The sequence below is a fragment of the Streptomyces sp. NPDC001920 genome, assembly GCF_053594495.1.
This window is the reverse complement of sequence record NZ_JBSFEP010000020.1, coordinates 29,506-44,988: the sequence shown is the minus strand read 5'-3', so window position 1 is coordinate 44,988 and position 15,483 is coordinate 29,506. Positions and strand designations below refer to the sequence as shown.

The 15,483-nt window shown below is 73.4% G+C and carries 13 protein-coding genes and 1 pseudogene; 8 read left to right on the top strand and 6 right to left on the bottom strand.

Going from position 1 to position 15,483, the window contains the following annotated elements; genetic code table 11:
- Positions 1-219: 219 nt before the first annotated feature.
- Positions 220-1,179 (bottom strand): GlxA family transcriptional regulator, encoded by a 960-nt coding sequence (locus ACWCPI_RS29855; RefSeq protein ID WP_451041068.1) that lies wholly within the window; start codon positions 1,177-1,179, stop codon positions 220-222.
- Positions 1,180-1,321: 142 nt separating this feature from the next.
- Here ACWCPI_RS29855 and ACWCPI_RS29850 point away from each other — a divergent pair, with 142 nt between their 5' ends.
- Entirely contained in the window at positions 1,322-1,621 is a 300-nt protein-coding gene (locus tag ACWCPI_RS29850) for a putative quinol monooxygenase (RefSeq protein WP_451041067.1), read from the top strand.
- A gap of 286 nt (positions 1,622-1,907) precedes the next feature.
- On the opposite strand, the gene ACWCPI_RS29845 is transcribed toward ACWCPI_RS29850, so the two are convergent.
- Genes ACWCPI_RS29845 through ACWCPI_RS29835 form a run of 3 tightly spaced genes read right to left on the bottom strand, consistent with a single transcriptional unit; the run spans position 1,908 to position 5,868 of the window.
- Positions 1,908-3,764 (bottom strand): GMC family oxidoreductase N-terminal domain-containing protein, encoded by a 1,857-nt coding sequence (locus ACWCPI_RS29845; protein ID WP_451041066.1) that lies wholly within the window; start codon positions 3,762-3,764, stop codon positions 1,908-1,910.
- Positions 3,761-5,155: a hypothetical protein gene (locus tag ACWCPI_RS29840; protein WP_451041065.1), complete on the bottom strand. Its 1,395-nt coding sequence runs from the start codon at positions 5,153-5,155 to the stop codon at positions 3,761-3,763. Before ACWCPI_RS29840 ends, ACWCPI_RS29845 begins: the two co-directional genes overlap by 4 nt.
- Positions 5,152-5,868, bottom strand: coding sequence for a FadR/GntR family transcriptional regulator (locus ACWCPI_RS29835; protein ID WP_451041064.1), 717 nt, complete (start codon positions 5,866-5,868; stop codon positions 5,152-5,154). Before ACWCPI_RS29835 ends, ACWCPI_RS29840 begins: the two co-directional genes overlap by 4 nt.
- 106 nt (positions 5,869-5,974) lie before the next feature.
- Here ACWCPI_RS29835 and ACWCPI_RS29830 point away from each other — a divergent pair, with 106 nt between their 5' ends.
- Positions 5,975-6,166 carry a hypothetical protein gene (locus ACWCPI_RS29830; protein WP_451041063.1) on the top strand — a complete coding sequence of 64 codons (192 nt, stop codon included), beginning with the start codon at positions 5,975-5,977 and terminating at the stop codon, positions 6,164-6,166.
- Positions 6,167-6,194: 28 nt separating this feature from the next.
- Here ACWCPI_RS29830 and ACWCPI_RS29825 read toward each other — a convergent pair whose 3' ends face one another.
- Positions 6,195-7,130, bottom strand: a complete 936-nt coding sequence (locus ACWCPI_RS29825) for a polysaccharide deacetylase family protein (RefSeq protein WP_451041062.1) — start codon at positions 7,128-7,130, stop codon at positions 6,195-6,197.
- A gap of 62 nt (positions 7,131-7,192) precedes the next feature.
- Between ACWCPI_RS29825 and ACWCPI_RS29820 the strand changes: the two are divergent.
- Positions 7,193-8,025 (top strand): annotated as a pseudogene (locus ACWCPI_RS29820) (ATP-binding cassette domain-containing protein); the annotation flags it as partial.
- Between the two features lie 25 nt (positions 8,026-8,050).
- Here the strand turns inward: ACWCPI_RS29820 and ACWCPI_RS29815 are convergent.
- On the bottom strand, positions 8,051-9,847 hold the full coding sequence (locus ACWCPI_RS29815) for a serine/threonine-protein kinase (RefSeq protein ID WP_451041061.1): 1,797 nt from the start codon (positions 9,845-9,847) through the stop codon (positions 8,051-8,053).
- Positions 9,848-10,242: 395 nt separating this feature from the next.
- Between ACWCPI_RS29815 and ACWCPI_RS29810 the strand changes: the two genes are divergently transcribed.
- The 5 genes from ACWCPI_RS29810 to ACWCPI_RS29790 all read left to right on the top strand — a co-directional run bounded on the left by ACWCPI_RS29810 (position 10,243) and on the right by ACWCPI_RS29790 (position 15,269).
- Complete coding sequence (locus ACWCPI_RS29810) at positions 10,243-11,574, top strand: cytochrome P450 (protein ID WP_451041060.1); 1,332 nt, start codon at positions 10,243-10,245, stop codon at positions 11,572-11,574.
- Between the two features lie 59 nt (positions 11,575-11,633).
- Positions 11,634-13,046 carry a M1 family metallopeptidase gene (locus ACWCPI_RS29805; RefSeq protein ID WP_451041059.1) on the top strand — a complete coding sequence of 471 codons (1,413 nt, stop codon included), beginning with the start codon at positions 11,634-11,636 and terminating at the stop codon, positions 13,044-13,046.
- Between the two features lie 189 nt (positions 13,047-13,235).
- Positions 13,236-14,399 (top strand): S1 family peptidase, encoded by a 1,164-nt coding sequence (locus ACWCPI_RS29800; protein WP_451041058.1) that lies wholly within the window; start codon positions 13,236-13,238, stop codon positions 14,397-14,399.
- Between the two features lie 101 nt (positions 14,400-14,500).
- The gene (locus tag ACWCPI_RS29795; protein WP_451041057.1) at positions 14,501-14,830 is read left to right on the top strand and encodes an antibiotic biosynthesis monooxygenase family protein; all 330 of its coding nucleotides are present in this window, start codon (positions 14,501-14,503) and stop codon (positions 14,828-14,830) included.
- A 145-nt stretch (positions 14,831-14,975) separates the two neighbouring features.
- The gene (locus ACWCPI_RS29790; protein WP_451041056.1) at positions 14,976-15,269 is read left to right on the top strand and encodes a hypothetical protein; all 294 of its coding nucleotides are present in this window, start codon (positions 14,976-14,978) and stop codon (positions 15,267-15,269) included.
- The last annotated feature ends 214 nt before the right edge of the window (positions 15,270-15,483 follow it).

Sequence of the window (15,483 nt, the reverse complement as noted above, 5' to 3'; positions counted from 1 at the left end):
GGTTCTGGCGGGGCCGCGGTCACCGCCTGGTGCCCATGAGGCTCACGTAATCACCGGCCGACCTACACCAAGGAATGGCAAAATCATATTTGATCACCAGAACTGGTGAGCCCTCAACCACCTTGCGCACAGCGGACGTTGACGCAGCCCGACTGCGGGCTCGACGGGCTCGACGGGCTCCGGGGGCAGGCTCTCCGCGCCCTGCCTCCGGCCGACGGGTCATCGCCCCCGCAGTGCGCTCGCCGTCTCTCCGGTGCGCTCGCGCAGCAGGATGCGCAGGGTGTTGGCGTGCTCGTAGCCGACCCTGCGGGCGATGACCTCCAGCGGCAGGTCCGTGGTGCGCAGCAGGTGGGAGGCGCGCTCGACGCGCAGGTCCTGGACGAAGCGGACGGGCGAGGTGCCGAGCGTGCGGCGCACGGAGCGCTGGAGCGTGCGTTCACTGACCCCGACGGCCCGTGCCGCGTCGGCGATCGAGAGCGCCTGGTCCAGGTGCGACCGGGCCCAGCGTTCGAAGGCCGCCAGTGTCGGGTCGCTCTGCGCGAGCGCCGAGGAGATCGTGTACGCCGCCTGCGAGGGGCGCTCGTCGACGACCAGGTAGCGGGCGACGAGCTCCGCGAGGGCCGGGCTGTTCATCCGTACGATCGCGAGCGCGAGGTCGACGTGTCCGAAAGCCGCGCCGGCCGTGGTCACCCCTTCGGACGTGATGACCATGCGGCTCTGGTCGACCGTCACCGCCGGGTAGCGCTTGCGGAAGTACGGGGCGAGCCACCAACTCGTGGTGGCCCGGCGCCCGTCGAGCACTCCGGACTCCGCCAGCAGGAACGTGCCGGTGCAGGCGGAGGCGACGGGGATGCGGCGTTCACGTGTCTGCGCCACCAGTCGGCGCACGGACGCGGACTGCGGGCCCGAGACATGCGCGACCAGGGCCTCGGGCCGCCGTTCGGCCAGCGCCGGCACCAGCAGCAGGTCGGCGTCCTTCGCCGTGTCGGCGGGGAGGGTCTCGACCACGTGCCCCGCGCCCGTGCGAACGCGGCGGCGGAACCCGACCGTGGACACGTTCCAGGCGGGTGGGGGCTCGGGGAGTTCCGCGCGCATGGCGTTGGCCCCGTCGAGCACGTCGAGCAGGGCGGCGAGGCCGGAGTCGAACACCCCGTCGTACGTCAGTACAGCGACATCCATGACGGAAACGGTATCGGATGAGTCGTTTGCGACGCTGGGCGAGGCTGTGGAGGAGGCCTAGGTTCTGTGGTGTCCGGACGACATGGGTGCCCGGTACCGGCACCACCCGTTCATTCGGTGATCACAGACACAGGAGCGCAGCATGACGAAGCTGGGGCTGCTGGCCCGCATCGAGGCCAAGCCGGAGTACGCCGAGAAGGTCGAGGCCCTGCTGCGGGACGCGGTACGGCTCGCGGAACAGGAGGACCACACCGTCACCTGGTTCGCGTTCCGGCAGGGCGCCACGACCTTCGGCGTCTTCGACACCTTCGACGACGAGGAGGGACGCCAGGGACACCTGAAGGGCCGGATCGCGGGCGCGCTCATGGAAGCCACCGAGACCATGCTCAGTGAGGCGCCGGAGATCCGGCCGGTCGACCTCCTCGCGGTCAAGCTGCCCTGATCCCCACCGCCGGGCGGTGGCGCGGTGCCCCGTGCCGCCGCCCGGCCTGCGCCGAGGAGCGGGCAGTGCGCCGGAAGCAGGCACCCGTGCGAAGTGGCACGCTGTCACCAGGGATAGTCGAGGCCGACGAGGCGTATCTGCAGGCCACCCGTCGGACCCGGCAGGGGCGGGAGGTGGGCCGCCGGGGCGGCGGGTGCCCACGACCTGACCTGCCCGTCGCCCGCGACCGGGTCGACGCGTGACGGCCGAGCCGGCTGTCCGCGGCGGAGGGTGCCGGCACCGAGCCTCACAGGCCCGTGACACAGCGGTCCGCTACGGCCAGGGCCGCCGCCATGATGCTGAGCTGGGGGTTCACCTGGGGGCAGCTGGGCAGCACGGAGCCGTCGGCGATCAGCACGCCGCACACACCGCGCAAACGCCCTTCCGGGTCGGCCGGGAACCGCTCGGGGTCGGCGCCGGCGGCAGCCGTACCCGTGGGGTGAAACGCCGAGACATGCAGCTGACGTGCCGTCACTGATGACAGCATGGCATCCAGTTGGGCCTGGCTGCGAGCGCGTGGAGCGTGGGGGACGCCGGTGAGGACCTCTTCGGCGCCGGCGGCGAACAGCAGGCGGCCCATGGCTCGTTGGGCGCGAAGGAGACGGCCGGCGTCACGCGGTGCCAGGTCGTAGCGCAGCAGCGTACGGTCCCTGCCGAGGACTCGGCCCGAGGGCCGGTCGGCGACCATGGCGCCCAGCGTCGCCAGCCGCTCGGTGTCCTCCAGTTCGCGGCGCAGTGCGCGTCCGACGCCCGGCAGCACGAACGAACTCATGCCCGGGGGCGCCGCGGTGGCCTCGATCAGGATGCCGTCGGCCCTCAGCTGCTCCACGCCCACGCTCTGCAGCACGCCTTCCCAGCCGGTGACCGGGCGGCTGAATCGGCCCGCCACGCTGATGGCCGGGTGCACGCTGAGGTTCCGGCCGGTCAGGGGGTGGCTGCCGAGGCCGGAGCGGCGCAGCAGCGGCGGGGTCTGCAGAGCGCCGGCGGCGACCACGACGAGGGGGCTGAGGATCTCCAGTTCGCTGCCGTCGGGGCGGCTCACGGCCACTCCGGCGGCGCGGGGCCCGCCGGGCCGGTCCGGGTCGGTGAGGATCCTGCGTACCCGGGCGCCGGTCACGATACGGGCGCCGGACGCGCACGCCTGCGGCAGCACGGACAGCTGGACGCTCTGTTTCGCGCCGGTGGGGCAGCCGACGACACACTGGCAGGAGCCTCGGCAGCCCGGGGCGTTGCGGCGCAGCGGGGCCGCGGCCCAGCCGAGCTTTCTCGCGCCGGCGAGTGCCAGCAGCCCGTTGTCGCCGAGGACGTCCAGTGGCTGCGTTGCCACCCGCAAAGTGCGTTCCACCTCGTCGAGATGTGCGTCGAGGTCTTCGGCCGCGGCGAATCCGTGGCGGCCCGTCCAGCGGGACAGAACATGGTCCGGGGTGCGGTAGCAGGTTCCGGAGTTGACGACGGTGGTGCCGCCGACCGCGCGGCCGACGGGCAGGACCAGCAAAGGACTGCCGAGGGCGAGGGTGGCCCCGCCGTCCCGGTAGAGGTCGGTGAAGCGGTCGAGCGGGGTTCTGCGCCCGAACGACGCGGTGGTGTGGTGCTCTCCCTCCTCGACGATGACGACGCGCATCCCGGCGCGTGCCAGTGTGCGGGCGGCCATGGCGCCGCCGGCCCCCGATCCGACGACGACGGCGTCGGCGGTGGAACGTGTCGGCCAGGCCTGCGAGGGGGTGCAGTCGAGCGGCGGGTCGTCGGGGGCGGCAGACGAGGGCGGGGGGCCGTGCCGCAGCGTCCGTTCAGTGCCGGCCGCCAGCAGCACCGGCACCTTGACCGCGTCCAGGAGGGGCAGCAGGGCGCGGTGGGAGGCGAGTCGGGCCAGGAGGCGGTCCCGTTCGGCGGCGCCGAGCGAGCTCAGCCGACGGCCGGTGCGGGCCACGGCGTAGCCGTCGATCGCCGTCGTCGCGCCGCGTACCGCTGTGCGTGCCGGGGCGGGCATGGCCGCCAGGAGGGTTTCGAGGCGGCGCGGCACCGCTCGCATCCACTCGGCCGAGCCGTCGTCGGCGAGCAGGGCCGCGGCGAGCGCGGCGAGGGTGGAGGCAGGCGCGGGGGTCATCGGTCGCCGACCTCCGCGTGCGCGGTGCCCGAGAGCAGCCATTCGGCCTCCTGCCGCCACCTGCCCCACCAGCGCTCCAGGCTGACCACCGCGTCCGCGGTCTCGCTGTTGCGGCACACCGCGCGGGAACCGTCGGGGTCGGTGTAGTCGAGCGCCAGCGTCCGCTCCGGCGGCTGGGTCACCCGCACCCGGATGCGACGCCTGCCCACGCGGCCCGCCACACGCCACTCGGGCAGTGCGATGTCCGCCCGGAACCGGCCGGCGCCCGCCCAGCCCACCGCGGTGCGCTCCGCGCGCCCGGGCCAGACGCGTCCGTCACGCAGCAGCCGCAGGAACACCAGCGGGGGCAGTCTGTCCAGTCCGGGCCGCATGGACACGGCGGCGACGATCTCCAGGACGTCACCGCCGCCCAGGTCCGCGTGCAGCCAGGCCCAGCGCCGCGCGTTGCCGTGCCCGTAGATACGGGCGCTGGCGCCGACGGCCCCGTCGAGCCGCAGCTCTTCGTCGCCGTACCGGACGAGTCCGCCGTAGCGGCAACGGGCGTACGGCAGCATGTGGCTGGCCGGCAGCCAGGGGCGGCGCCAGGACCAGCGGGGGAAGGTGTGGAGCGGGGCGCCCTCGGGGTGCTCGGTGAGCGACCAGCTGAACTTCCCGGCCGATCCGGTGAGTTGACGGGGGCCGACCTGGACGCCGTCGATGGCGAAGCCCTGGGGTCGTGCGGTGAACGGTACGCGGCCGAAACGGGCGTGCTCGACGGGGCCGTCCTTGGGGAAGACGGCGATCCAGCCGTGCGCCTCGGCCCCGGAACCGTCCGAGGGCGCGACCACTTCGTGGTGCAGCCAGACTCCGCTGCCGGTCGCCGGATCGGTCAGGGTCGTGTACCAGACCTCCGTCCGCCCGGGTTTGCCGTCCCAGCGCGCCGTGAGGTGCCGATCGGCCTCCGGTGCGGCCGCGCGCGGGAAGCGGAAGCTCGCGAGGAAGGGCAGCAGGCCGGTGGCGAGCGGGAAGCGCAGCGTGCCCTCGCCCACCCGGTCGCCGTCCTCGTACAGGGTGTACGGCAGGACGGTCATCGACGCGACCGGACGCGCGGGCCTGACGGACTTCCAGCCGTCCAGTTCCAGGCGCCTGCCCTCCAGGGTGAAGGTGATCCGGTAGCGGATCCTGCGGCGGGCCAGCGGCGAGATCTCCACCTCCCCCTGGGCTTCGGCGTCGTCCGCCCGCCCCGCCACCCGTATCCGTCCCGTCAGTCGCGCCCGTGTCGTGCGATGGGGCAGCAGCACGGCGTCGGCCCGGGCCACGAGGTCCAGTCGGACCGGGCGCTCGTGCTCCTCGTCGGCCATGCGCACCCGGCCCAGCAGCGTCTCCCGGAAGACCGTCGCGCGTGCGGTCACGAGGCACCGTCCCCGTGTTCGCGGGGGCCCGCCAGGCCTTCGAGCATGATGCGCTCGGTCGCCGAGAGGTAGGCGCCCGCGGCGACGCGCGCCGCTTCCTGGTCACCGGCGGCCACGGCCTCGACGACAGGTGCCAGACGGTCGTATGCGGCCCGCGCGTCCATGAAGGGCGTGACAAGCGCCGCGCGCACCGGCAGGTAGGCGTTGAACAGGGTGTTGGTCAGCAGGACGTACACCCGGTTGCCGGTGGCACGGGCCAGGGCCCGGTGCACCTCGGCGTCCGCCAGTTGCACGTCCTCGCCACCGGCCGCGTCCCGCACGGCCGCCGTCAGCAGCCGCAGTTCGGTGACCTGGGCGGCGGTGGCGCGAGCGGCGGCGCGTTCCGCGATCAACGCTCCGATGCTGCGGCGTACTTCGAAGATCTCGCCGATCCAGTCGGGGCTGTGGCGGACCAGCATGGGCAGCAGATCCGCTCCGCCGAGGCGCAGGAAGTCCCGTACGCGGGTCCCCACTCCGTGCCGTGTCTCCAGAAGTCCCGCGTGCACCAGCCGGCCGAAGGCATGCTTGAGCGTGGTGCGGTTGACCCCGAACTCGTCGGCGAGTTCGCGTTCCGGAGGCAGGTAGGTGCCGGCCGGGTGCTGCCCGGCGAGGATCTGCTGGCGCAGGCGGTGCTCCAGGACATCGACGATGCTTTCGCGTGGCAGTGCGGGCATCCCGGCTCCCCGTTCCTTCGGTGGTCCAGTGGCTCAGTGGCTCAGTGGATGAGCCACTGAACCACTGAAGTCGACGGCGCGTCAATGGGTCTGGCCCGGCGACGAGTTGCGCGGCCGGTGTCCGGGGTTCGACTCCTCCGGCATCACCGCCGCCCTGCTCGCCGCCCGCCGGCACGCCCTGGCAGCCGAGGCCGACGTCGCCCTGGAGCGCGTACCGCCGAGTCTGCTGCGCGTGCTGTCCCTGGCCGGTCCGGACCGTGTGTTCACGCTGCGCCCGGCCGGGGGCGCCGCACCGTGAGCCGCCGACCGGATCGTGGCGGGGGGGGTCACCTCGGCGAGCGAGCGGGGTGGGCCGGGGAGGCGAGGAGGCTGCGGAGGTCGATGACGCGGTAGCCGCGGGACGCGACGCCGTCGAGGATCCGGGGCAGTGCCTGGGCGTCGAGCACTTCGGTGCGGCCCTCGGACGCGCCGACGTGCATCTGCAGGATCGCTCCTGGGCGCAAAGCGTCCAGCGCCCTGCGCACCGCCTGGTCCACGGTCATGCCGCCCTCGGCGCCCATCCACCCGTTGGTGTCGGTGGTGAACTCGATGTCCGCGAACCCCAGGGCGTTGACCTCCCTGATCTCCTCGGGACCGGTCTCGCCGTAGGGGAACCGGAAGAACGGGGTCAGGGCCCGTCCGGCCCCGGCCGCGCGCAGGGCCTGGTCGGCTGCCCGAACCTCGCGCTGCCGCGCGGCCGCGGTCAGGTCCCGGAAACGGGGGTGGCTGTAGGAGTGGTTGCCCAGGCCGTGCCCCGCCGCCGCGATCCTCCTGATCGCCGCGGGGTGCCGGTCGGCGAAGTCGCCGGTCGGGAAGAACGTGGCCGGGGTGCGTCGGCTGGTGAGTTCACCGAGGGCGTGGTCCAGGCCGGCGTCGTTCCAGGCGGCGTTGAAGGTCACGGCGGCGATCCGGTCCTGGGTGCGGACCCGGCGGTTCTCCGATCCGAACAGCGCCCGCAGGCCCTCCTCACCCGCGGCCACCGCCCGGCGCGGTGAGTCAGCTCGGTCCGGGAGGTCAGCCTGGTCCAGGGCGTCAACCTGGCGCCGCGCGTCAGCCTGGTCCCGGACGTCAGCCTGGTCCCGCGCGTCAGCCTGGTCCGGGACGTCCGTGAGGCCCGGCACGCACGGTGGCAGCGCCCACCGGGCGCAGAGAATCCCCGCGGCGGCCAGGAAGGGCCGACGGGGTACGAGACGGGGTGCGGCGAGGGAAGAACGTTTTTCCATGCCCCTGCCATCGGCGTGCCCTCGCCCCCGCTTGAGCGGGCGCCGGCCGCACGCGGGCGCCTGCTCCGCCCAGGCGGCTGGCCGGAACCGGCAAGGACCCGCGGCAGGGCTTCGGCAAGCACCGCCGCTCGCACGAGGCGAAGCTCGGCGGACAGGTGCGGGCGGTTCGCGAGCGGCTGGCCCAGCTGCGGCGCGATCCGGTGGCGGCGCCGCCGCAACCGCTGCGGTTCACGGCGGCACCGACCGCTGCGGTCGGCGGACGTCCCGCCGAGCGTCCGCTCGCCGAGCTGGACGGCGTCGTGGTGGGCGAACGGCTGTGTCCCAACGGGCCGTTGAGGATCGCGTTCGGGCAGCGGACTGCTGGTGACGGGCGGGAACGGGGCGGGCAAGACGACCCTGCTCCGGGTCCTGGCGGGCGACCTGGAACCCGATGCGGGCACGGTGTCCCGCCCCGCCCGGATCGGGTACCTGGCGCAGGAGCTGCCCCGCGCGCTCCAGCCCGCTGCCGCTGCTCGACGCGTTCGCGGCCGGGCGGCCCAAAGCGCCCAAGGAGTATGCCGAAGTGCTGCTGGCGATGGGCCTGTTCCGCGAGGAGGATCTGCATGTCCCGGTCGCGGCGCTGTCCGCCGGACAGCAGCGGCGCCTGCAGATCGCGCGCCTGGTGGCGTCGGCAGCCACCCGACCGCCGTCGCCGGCATGGCCGTCGCGCCCGGCCCGCAAATCTCCTCGTCCTCGACGAGCCGACGAACCACATCGCGCTCGACCTCGTCGAGGACCTGGAAGCGGCACTCGCCGGCTGCCCCGGGGCGGTCGTGGCGGTCTCGCACGACCGCGGGTTCCGGCGGGGCGGTTCGAGGGCGAGCGGCTGGAACTGAGCGCCGGCCGCAGGTGCTGACTGGCCGGGCCAGGGCCTGGCCGGGTCAGTCCTCGGCCGGTACGACGCGGGTCACCTTGCCCTTGGTGTCGGTCTCCAGGAAGCCGGTCGAGTACTCGTCGGTCAGGTAGACGGACATTCCGGCCGCGGTCCCGAAGAGGTCGTCGGGCAGTCTCACCGTCACGTAGCGCAGGTTCGGCTTGTCGACGTTGACCTTCTTCTTCGCCTCTTCGAGGAGCGCCGGAACCCTGTCCCAGTCGAACTCGTCGAGGGTGACGGGCTGATCGCCACCGGACAGGGTGCCGCTGATGATGCCCTTCTCCACGCCCCTTCCGGGACGGTACGTGTAGGAGTCGTGCTTGGTGTCGCTGCCCTTGACCATCACCTCGGCGGACACGTAGTCGTCGTAGACGGTGAAGTCCCCGAACCTGTCCCGGCCGGTCTCCTTCTTCAGCGCCTCGATGGCGGCGCGGATGCGGTCCGGCGTGAGCATGCTGGCGGTGTCCGCCTCCTGCGGCTGCTGGGCGGCCGGCACGGGGGTGGTCGGCGCATCGGTCGGCTTCCGGGCGGAGGAGGTCGTCGAGGGCGACGTGGCGCCCTTGTTCGAGCCACCCGCGTCGCCCCCGGGAGGCAGCAGCCACCACAGCAGGGCCGCGGCACCGGCGAGCGCGGTCCCCGAGACGCCCAGCACCACGGCCGGGCGGCGGCTGCCCCGGCCTGCCGGCCGCACGGGCGTGGTCATCGGCTGGGGCGGTACCTGTCCGGGTCCTGGATAGACCGGCGGGGGCCCGAAGCCGGCGGGGGTGGCCGTTTGCCGTGGGTCGGGGACTCCGGGGGCGGCAGCTGGGCCGAACCCGGGGGACGTGACACCGCCGTACGGCCCGAACGTGGTCGGCGGGGCGGCTGCCGGCGGCGACGACGTGGCCGAGGGGGCCGGGCCGGGCGGCGGCATCAGCGGGAAGGAGGTCGGCTCCTCGCGGACCTGCCCACCGGACGGCGCCGACTCGATCTCGGCCAGCCTCCGGTCCAGTTCGGCGGCGGACGGCCGCGCCGACGCGTCCCGTACGAGCACGCTCATCAGGACGTCGCCGAGGGCGCCGGCACGCGTCGGCGGCGGTACGTCCTCGTGGAGCACCGCGGCGAGCGTGGCCAGGGTGGTGCCCCGGCGCAGCGGGTGGCTGCCCTCCACGGCGGTGTACAGCATCATCGCCAGCGACCACAGGTCGGAGGCGGATCCGCCCTCCTGCCCCGAGATGCGCTCAGGTGCCATGAAGTCGGCCGTGCCGATGATGGAGCCGGTGGCGGTGAGGCTGGTCGACTCGCGGATCGCGGCGATGCCGAAGTCCGTGAGGACGGGTCTCCCGTCGGGCCGCAGCAGGACGTTGGCGGGCTTGACGTCCCGGTGCTGGATGCCGGCGTCGTGCGCGGCGGTCAGGGCGGCCAGCACTCCCCTGCCGATCCGCGCCGCCTCGGCCGGGGGCATCGGCCCCTGAGCCAGCCGGTCGGCCAGCGAGCCGCCGCTGACCAGCTCCATCACGATCCACGGGTACGTGCCTTCACCGCCGTCGACTATGTGGTGGACGGTGACGACGTTCGGGTGGTCGATCCGGGCCAGGGCCCTCGCCTCGCGCAGCACCCGCTCGCGCAGCATCCGCGCGCCGTCCGGATCGTACTCGGCGAGGTCCACGTCGGGCGGACGGACCTCCTTGACCGCCACCAGCCTGTGCAACGCCAGATCCCTGGCCCGCCAGACCGTCCCCATCCCGCCGCCCCCGAGGCGGCCCTCCAACTCGAAGCGCCCGTCGACGACGCGTCTGCCGGGACCTCTGTCACCCTCACTCATGGGCGGGAGCTTAGCCGCCACCACCGACACCTCTCGCACCCCCCGTACCCGCTCTGACCGGCGAACTCTCCGCGTGACGCGGAGGGCCGCGCAGCAACCGCTGTCTACTCCCCGCATCCCACAGCCGGCGCGGCGGCACCGGCCGCGCCGGGTCGCGCACGTCCGGTACGGCCGCCCCCGTCATGCCTTCAGGTGAAGCCGCCGAGGCCGCACGGACCGACCGGTCCCGGTGGCTGAACCTGTGGGTGGGCGAGGGGCGTTGAGGGATCGTCGGGGGCGTGGCGCGGCCGGTCGCACGGCGTGACACCGGACGTGTCCGCTCCCGTACAGTCCGTGGCAGCAGTGTTCCGCGCGGCAGACCCGGCGGTGTGCCCGCCCTCACCAGGAGACGACACATGGACACCGAAGCCGGCCTCGGCTCCCTCCCGCACGCTCCCGCGACGCGGCGTCCGGTCCCCGAAGCCGAGCCGGGTCTCGTACGGTCGTGGCAGGCAGGGGGAGGTCAACTGGTGGAGTTGCTGACGCGGGTGCGCCAGGAGGTCGGCGGCGTCGCCGCGTTCCGCCTCGGGCCGAACCCCACCGTGCTCGTCACCGATCCCGACGCCGTCCAGCACGTGCTCGCCCGGCACCCGGAACGCTACGTCAAGCGCTCGCACCGCGCCCGCCTCCTGGTCGGCGACGGCGTCCTGTCCGCGACCGGCGAGGCGTGGAAGCGGCAACGGCGTCTGCTGCAGTCCCAGTTCACGGGTACGGGGATGCGCCGCTACGAGCGGCGGATCACCGAGGCGGCCCGGACCACCGCCGAGCGCTGGGAGTCGTACGCCCGTACCGGACAGACCTTCGACGTCGGGCAGGAGATGCGCCGCTTCGCCCTGGACGCCATCTGGCGCTCCCTGACCGGTCATGCGCTGGATGACGCGACCGAGCGCGAACTGGAAGCCGTCTCGGCGGTGGGCGCCGCGCTCCCCACGCTGCCCGCCGACGTCACGGACGCCGAGGCCGCCGTCGCCGCCGACCTCGCGCGGATCGACGAGGTCGCCCGGCGCGCCATCGAGGCCGCCCGCCGCGGGACGGCCGGACCGGACGGTCCGGGCCTGCTGCACGTCCTGATCGACGCCGCCGGTGAACGCCCCGAGTACACCGACCGGCTGATCCGCGACGAACTGGTCACGCTGCTCGCGGCCGGGCACGAGACCACCGCCACCACCCTGACCTGGCTCCACCTTCTCCTCGACAAGCACCCTGCCGCCCGGGAACAAGCCCTCGACGCGGGCGAGGAAGGCTCGGCGGAACGCCGCGAGGCCGTACGGGCCCTGGTCCACGAGGCCCTGCGGCTCTACCCCTCGGCATGGCTGCTCCCCCGCCACGCCGCCGAGGACGACCTCCTCGCCGGACACACCGTCGAGGCGGGCACCGACGTCCTGGTCTGCCCGTACCTCACCCACCGCGACCCCGAACTGTGGCCCGCTCCGGAGCGCTTCGACCCCCGGCGCTTCACCGCACCGGACGGGCGGCCCGGCCACCCGGGCGCCTACTTCCCCTTCGGCATCGGTCCGCGCGCCTGCCTCGGAATGCAGTTCGCGCTCAAGGAGTCGACCGTCCTGCTGGAGCACCTGCTGCCGGTCCGTACCCCGGTCCTCGCGGCCAACCCCACAAAAGCCCGGTTCGGCTTCACCGTCCGCCCCGACGGACCCGTGCCCGCCACCCTGGCGCCGCCGCGGGCCTGAACGGGCGGGTGCAGCGATCCCGGTCGCGGTGCGACGGCCGTATGACATCATCCGCTGTCATGTCCCCGTTGTCCGCGTACTCGTCAAGTCCCGTCGCCCGTCCGCGAGTCGTCCTGCTGGTGAGTGTCCTGCTGATGCTGCTCGTGGCGCAGGGCGGCACCGGGGCCGGTGCCGCCCCGGCCTCCGCGGCCGGGGCGCGGAGCACCGACGCCGCAACCCCCGACCGGCCGCGCTACGACGTGGCGCTGCGCGCCGACGCCGACGGCTCGCGCTGGACGGGCCGGCAGCGGGTGTCGTTCCGCAACGGCTCAAACCGGCCGCTGCGTGAGGTGTACGTACGCCTGTGGGGCAACGGCGTGGACGGGTGCGGCAGGCCCGGCGTGCCCTCTCCGGTCCGGGTGACCGGGGTCCGCGGGGGCGTCGCCGGCCGGCTCACCGTGGGCTGCACGGCACTGCGCATCGCGCTGCCGAAGCCACTCACGCGGGGCGAACGCACCGCCGTCTCCTTCGACGTGTCGGTCACCGTGCCGAAGCGCAACGACCGCTTCGGCCGCGAGGGCGCCTTCCGTTTCCTGGGCAACGCGCTGCCCGTACTCGCCGTGCGCGACGCCACGGGATGGCACCTGGACCCGTACGTGTCCACCGGGGAGAGCTTCTACGCCCTGGCCGGCGACTTCCGGGTGGCGCTCGACCACCCCTCCGCCCTGAAGATCCCGGCGACCGGCCGCACCTGGACCCGTACCGGCGATCACGGGCGCAGCCTCACGTTCAGCATCGCCCACCGGGTACGGGACTTCGCCTGGGCCGCCGGCCCGTTCCGCACCGCCGAGGAGACCACACCCGGCGGTGTGCGGGTGCGGTCGTTCTGGGCTCCGGGCACCTCCGCCGAAGGGGTGCGCCTCAGCCGCGAGGAGGGCGCCGCCGCCGTCGACCGGTTCGGCGAGGAGTTCGGCCGCTACCCGTACGGTGAGATCGACCTCGTGATGACGAGCCGGTTCGGCGGCGGCATGGAGTATCCCGGCCTGGTCCTCCTCGGCACGACCGACGAGGGCAGCGCGGTCGTCCACGAGGTCGCCCACCAGTGGTGGTACGGGATCATCGGCAACGACGAGTACCGGGCACCCTGGCTGGACGAGAGTTTCGCGCAGTACGCCACCGCGCGGTTCTACGGCTGGGAGACCGGTGACTGCTGGTCGGACGTCCAGTGGCCGAGCAGCCGTACCGCGCTGACCGGTTCGATGGCGTACTGGGCCGAGAACCCGGGCGACTACCACCTGATCTACTCGGCCGGCCCCTGCGCTCTCGCGGACCTGGAGCGCACGCTCGGTGCCGACACGATGGCCGGGCTTCTGCGCCGGTACGCCCGTGACCACTGGTACGGCGTGTCGACGACGGCCGACTTCAAGAAGGCCGCGCAGTCCGTGACGGACCAGGATCTGAGCGGGTTCTGGAAGCAGCACCGGATCCGCTGAGGGGCCGCTCCCAAGCCGCGCAGCTTGTCGGGGACCGGCGGACGCGGCGTCCGCGGTCCGCCGTTCAACCGTGCTGTTGGTATGGACCTGACAGGTCCACGACGATAAACTCTGCCCGACCTGAGTGAGAGCGCTCTCAGACTGCGGTTGTTCCACCCCACCTCGTTGGAACGACGAAGGGCAACTCCCATGAGACGCACCAGACTCACGTACGCCTGCCTCGCCGCGCTGCTCGCGTTCGGCGGCTGGACCGCCGGCGGCGCCGGACCGGCCTCCGCGAACGACTCCGCGGCGACGGCGGCCGGATCCGCGCCCATCTCCGCCGGGATGCTGCAGGCCATGCAGCGGGACCTCGGCCTGTCGAAGGAACGGGCCGAGGCCCGACTGGCCGCGGAACGCGTCGCCCTCGGCATCGCGGCGAAGGCGCGCGAGGCGGCCGGATCCGCCTACGGCGGCTCGTGGTTCGACGCGCGGAGCGAGCGGCTCACCGTGGCCGTCACCTCGAAAGCGCCGCCCGCGACCGTACGGCAGGTGCGGGCCACCGGAGCGACCGTGCGCACCGTCACGCACAGCGCGCGGGAACTCGACGCGACCCAGGCCCGCATCGACCGGCTCTCCGCCCCGCCGGGCGTGAGCGGCTGGCACGTGGATCCGGTGGCCAACACGGTCGTCGTGAACGTCGTCCGGGACCGGCAGGCGGACAACGATGTCCGGCGGTTCGTGGCGCGCGCCCTCGAAGCCGGCCCCGTCACCGTCGGCACCGTGGCCGCCGCGCCCCGCACCTTCGCGGCGGGCACGGTGGGCGGCGACCCGTACTACACCGGCAACGTCCGCTGCTCCATAGGCTTCTCGGTGCACGGCGGTTTCGTCACCGCGGGGCACTGCGGCCGGCAGGGAGCCTCCGTCAGGGGCTGGGACGGTTCCCACATCGGGACCTTCCAGGGCTCCTCGTTCCCGGACAACGACTACGCCTGGGTGAGCGTCGGCAGCGGCTGGTGGACGGTGCCGGTGGTCCTCGGCTGGGGCACCGTCCCCGACCGTCTCGTGCGCGGCTCGGCCGAGGCCCCCGTCGGCACCTCCGTATGCCGGTCCGGCTCCACGACGCACTGGCACTGCGGCACCGTGCTGGCCAAGAACGAGACGGTCAACTACAGCCAGGGCGCGGTGCACCAGATGACGAAGACCAGCGTCTGCGCGGAACCCGGCGACTCCGGGGGTTCGTTCATCAGCGGCGACCAGGCACAGGGGGTCACGTCGGGAGGCTGGGGCAACTGCTCGGGCGGCGGCCAGACGTGGTTCCAGCCCGTCAACGAGATCCTCGCGCGGTACGGGCTGCGGCTGCACACGGCCTGACCCGGCGGCCGGACGAAGGAGACGGCTTCTTCGTCCGGCCCGCCGGCCACAAACCCGAGCCGCTGCCCGGCCGACGGCATCCGTACGGCAGGATGAGATCCATGAGCGTAGTCAAGATCAACGTACTCACCGTCCCGGCCGAGCAGCGCGAGACGCTCGAGAAGCGGTTCGCTTCCCGTGCGCACGCCGTGGAGAGCTCCGACGGGTTCGAGTGGTTCGAACTCCTGCGCCCCGTCGAGGGCACCGACAACTACCTCGTGTACACGCGCTGGCGTGACGAGGAGTCCTTCCAGGCCTGGATGGAGGGCCCCATGAAGGCCGCCCACCAGGGCGGCGGGGCGGACAGCGCGGACCGCCCGAAGCCGGCGGCGAGCGGATCCACCCTGTGGTCCTTCGAGGTCGTCCAGCAGGCGGCACCGAAGAACGGCTGACGCTTTGGCTGCGGGCTCGGTGGGGCCGGCCGGTCGACGGGCCGCGCCGGCCTCATCGGGTGTCGCGGGCGACCAGTAGGGTCGGATCCATGGACGCTCTCTTACCCTTTCCGATCATCCTCGCTCCGAGGGCGGGGCGCTGACCATGCGGGCCTTGCTGTTCGTCGGCGCGAGCGTCGTCGCGCTGGGCGCCGTCGCGTTTCTGGCGGACCGGGCGCTGCTCGCGCTGGAGGCTCGCGGCTGGGTCTACTGGCGCAGGACCAAGACCCTGTCCTCCATCGGAGCCGACGTCGCGCAGGAGATCGCTCCGGGGTCCCAAGCCCTCAAGCGGGCGATGGAGCAGGAGCGCGTGCGCAAGAACGTCAGGCCTGCTCAGGAGCCGCCCTTCCAGGTGGACCTGGACAACGGCACGGTGCGTATCCGCCGACCGGGCCGGTAACGCGCCTTCGCCCCCCAGCAGCCAACGCCCACTCCTTCTCCGGGTGTTCGGTGGGCACCGGTGCGACCCTTCAGGGCCAGGAGCGTGGGTCGGGAACGGGCAAGCGGCCGGCTGACCGTGATCGACGGGATGGGTCGCGGCCGCCCCGGCGGCACCTGTGAGGCGGTGGTTGGTACTGCCCGTCAGGTGTTCGGCCCGGGTGGCTTCGTGACGT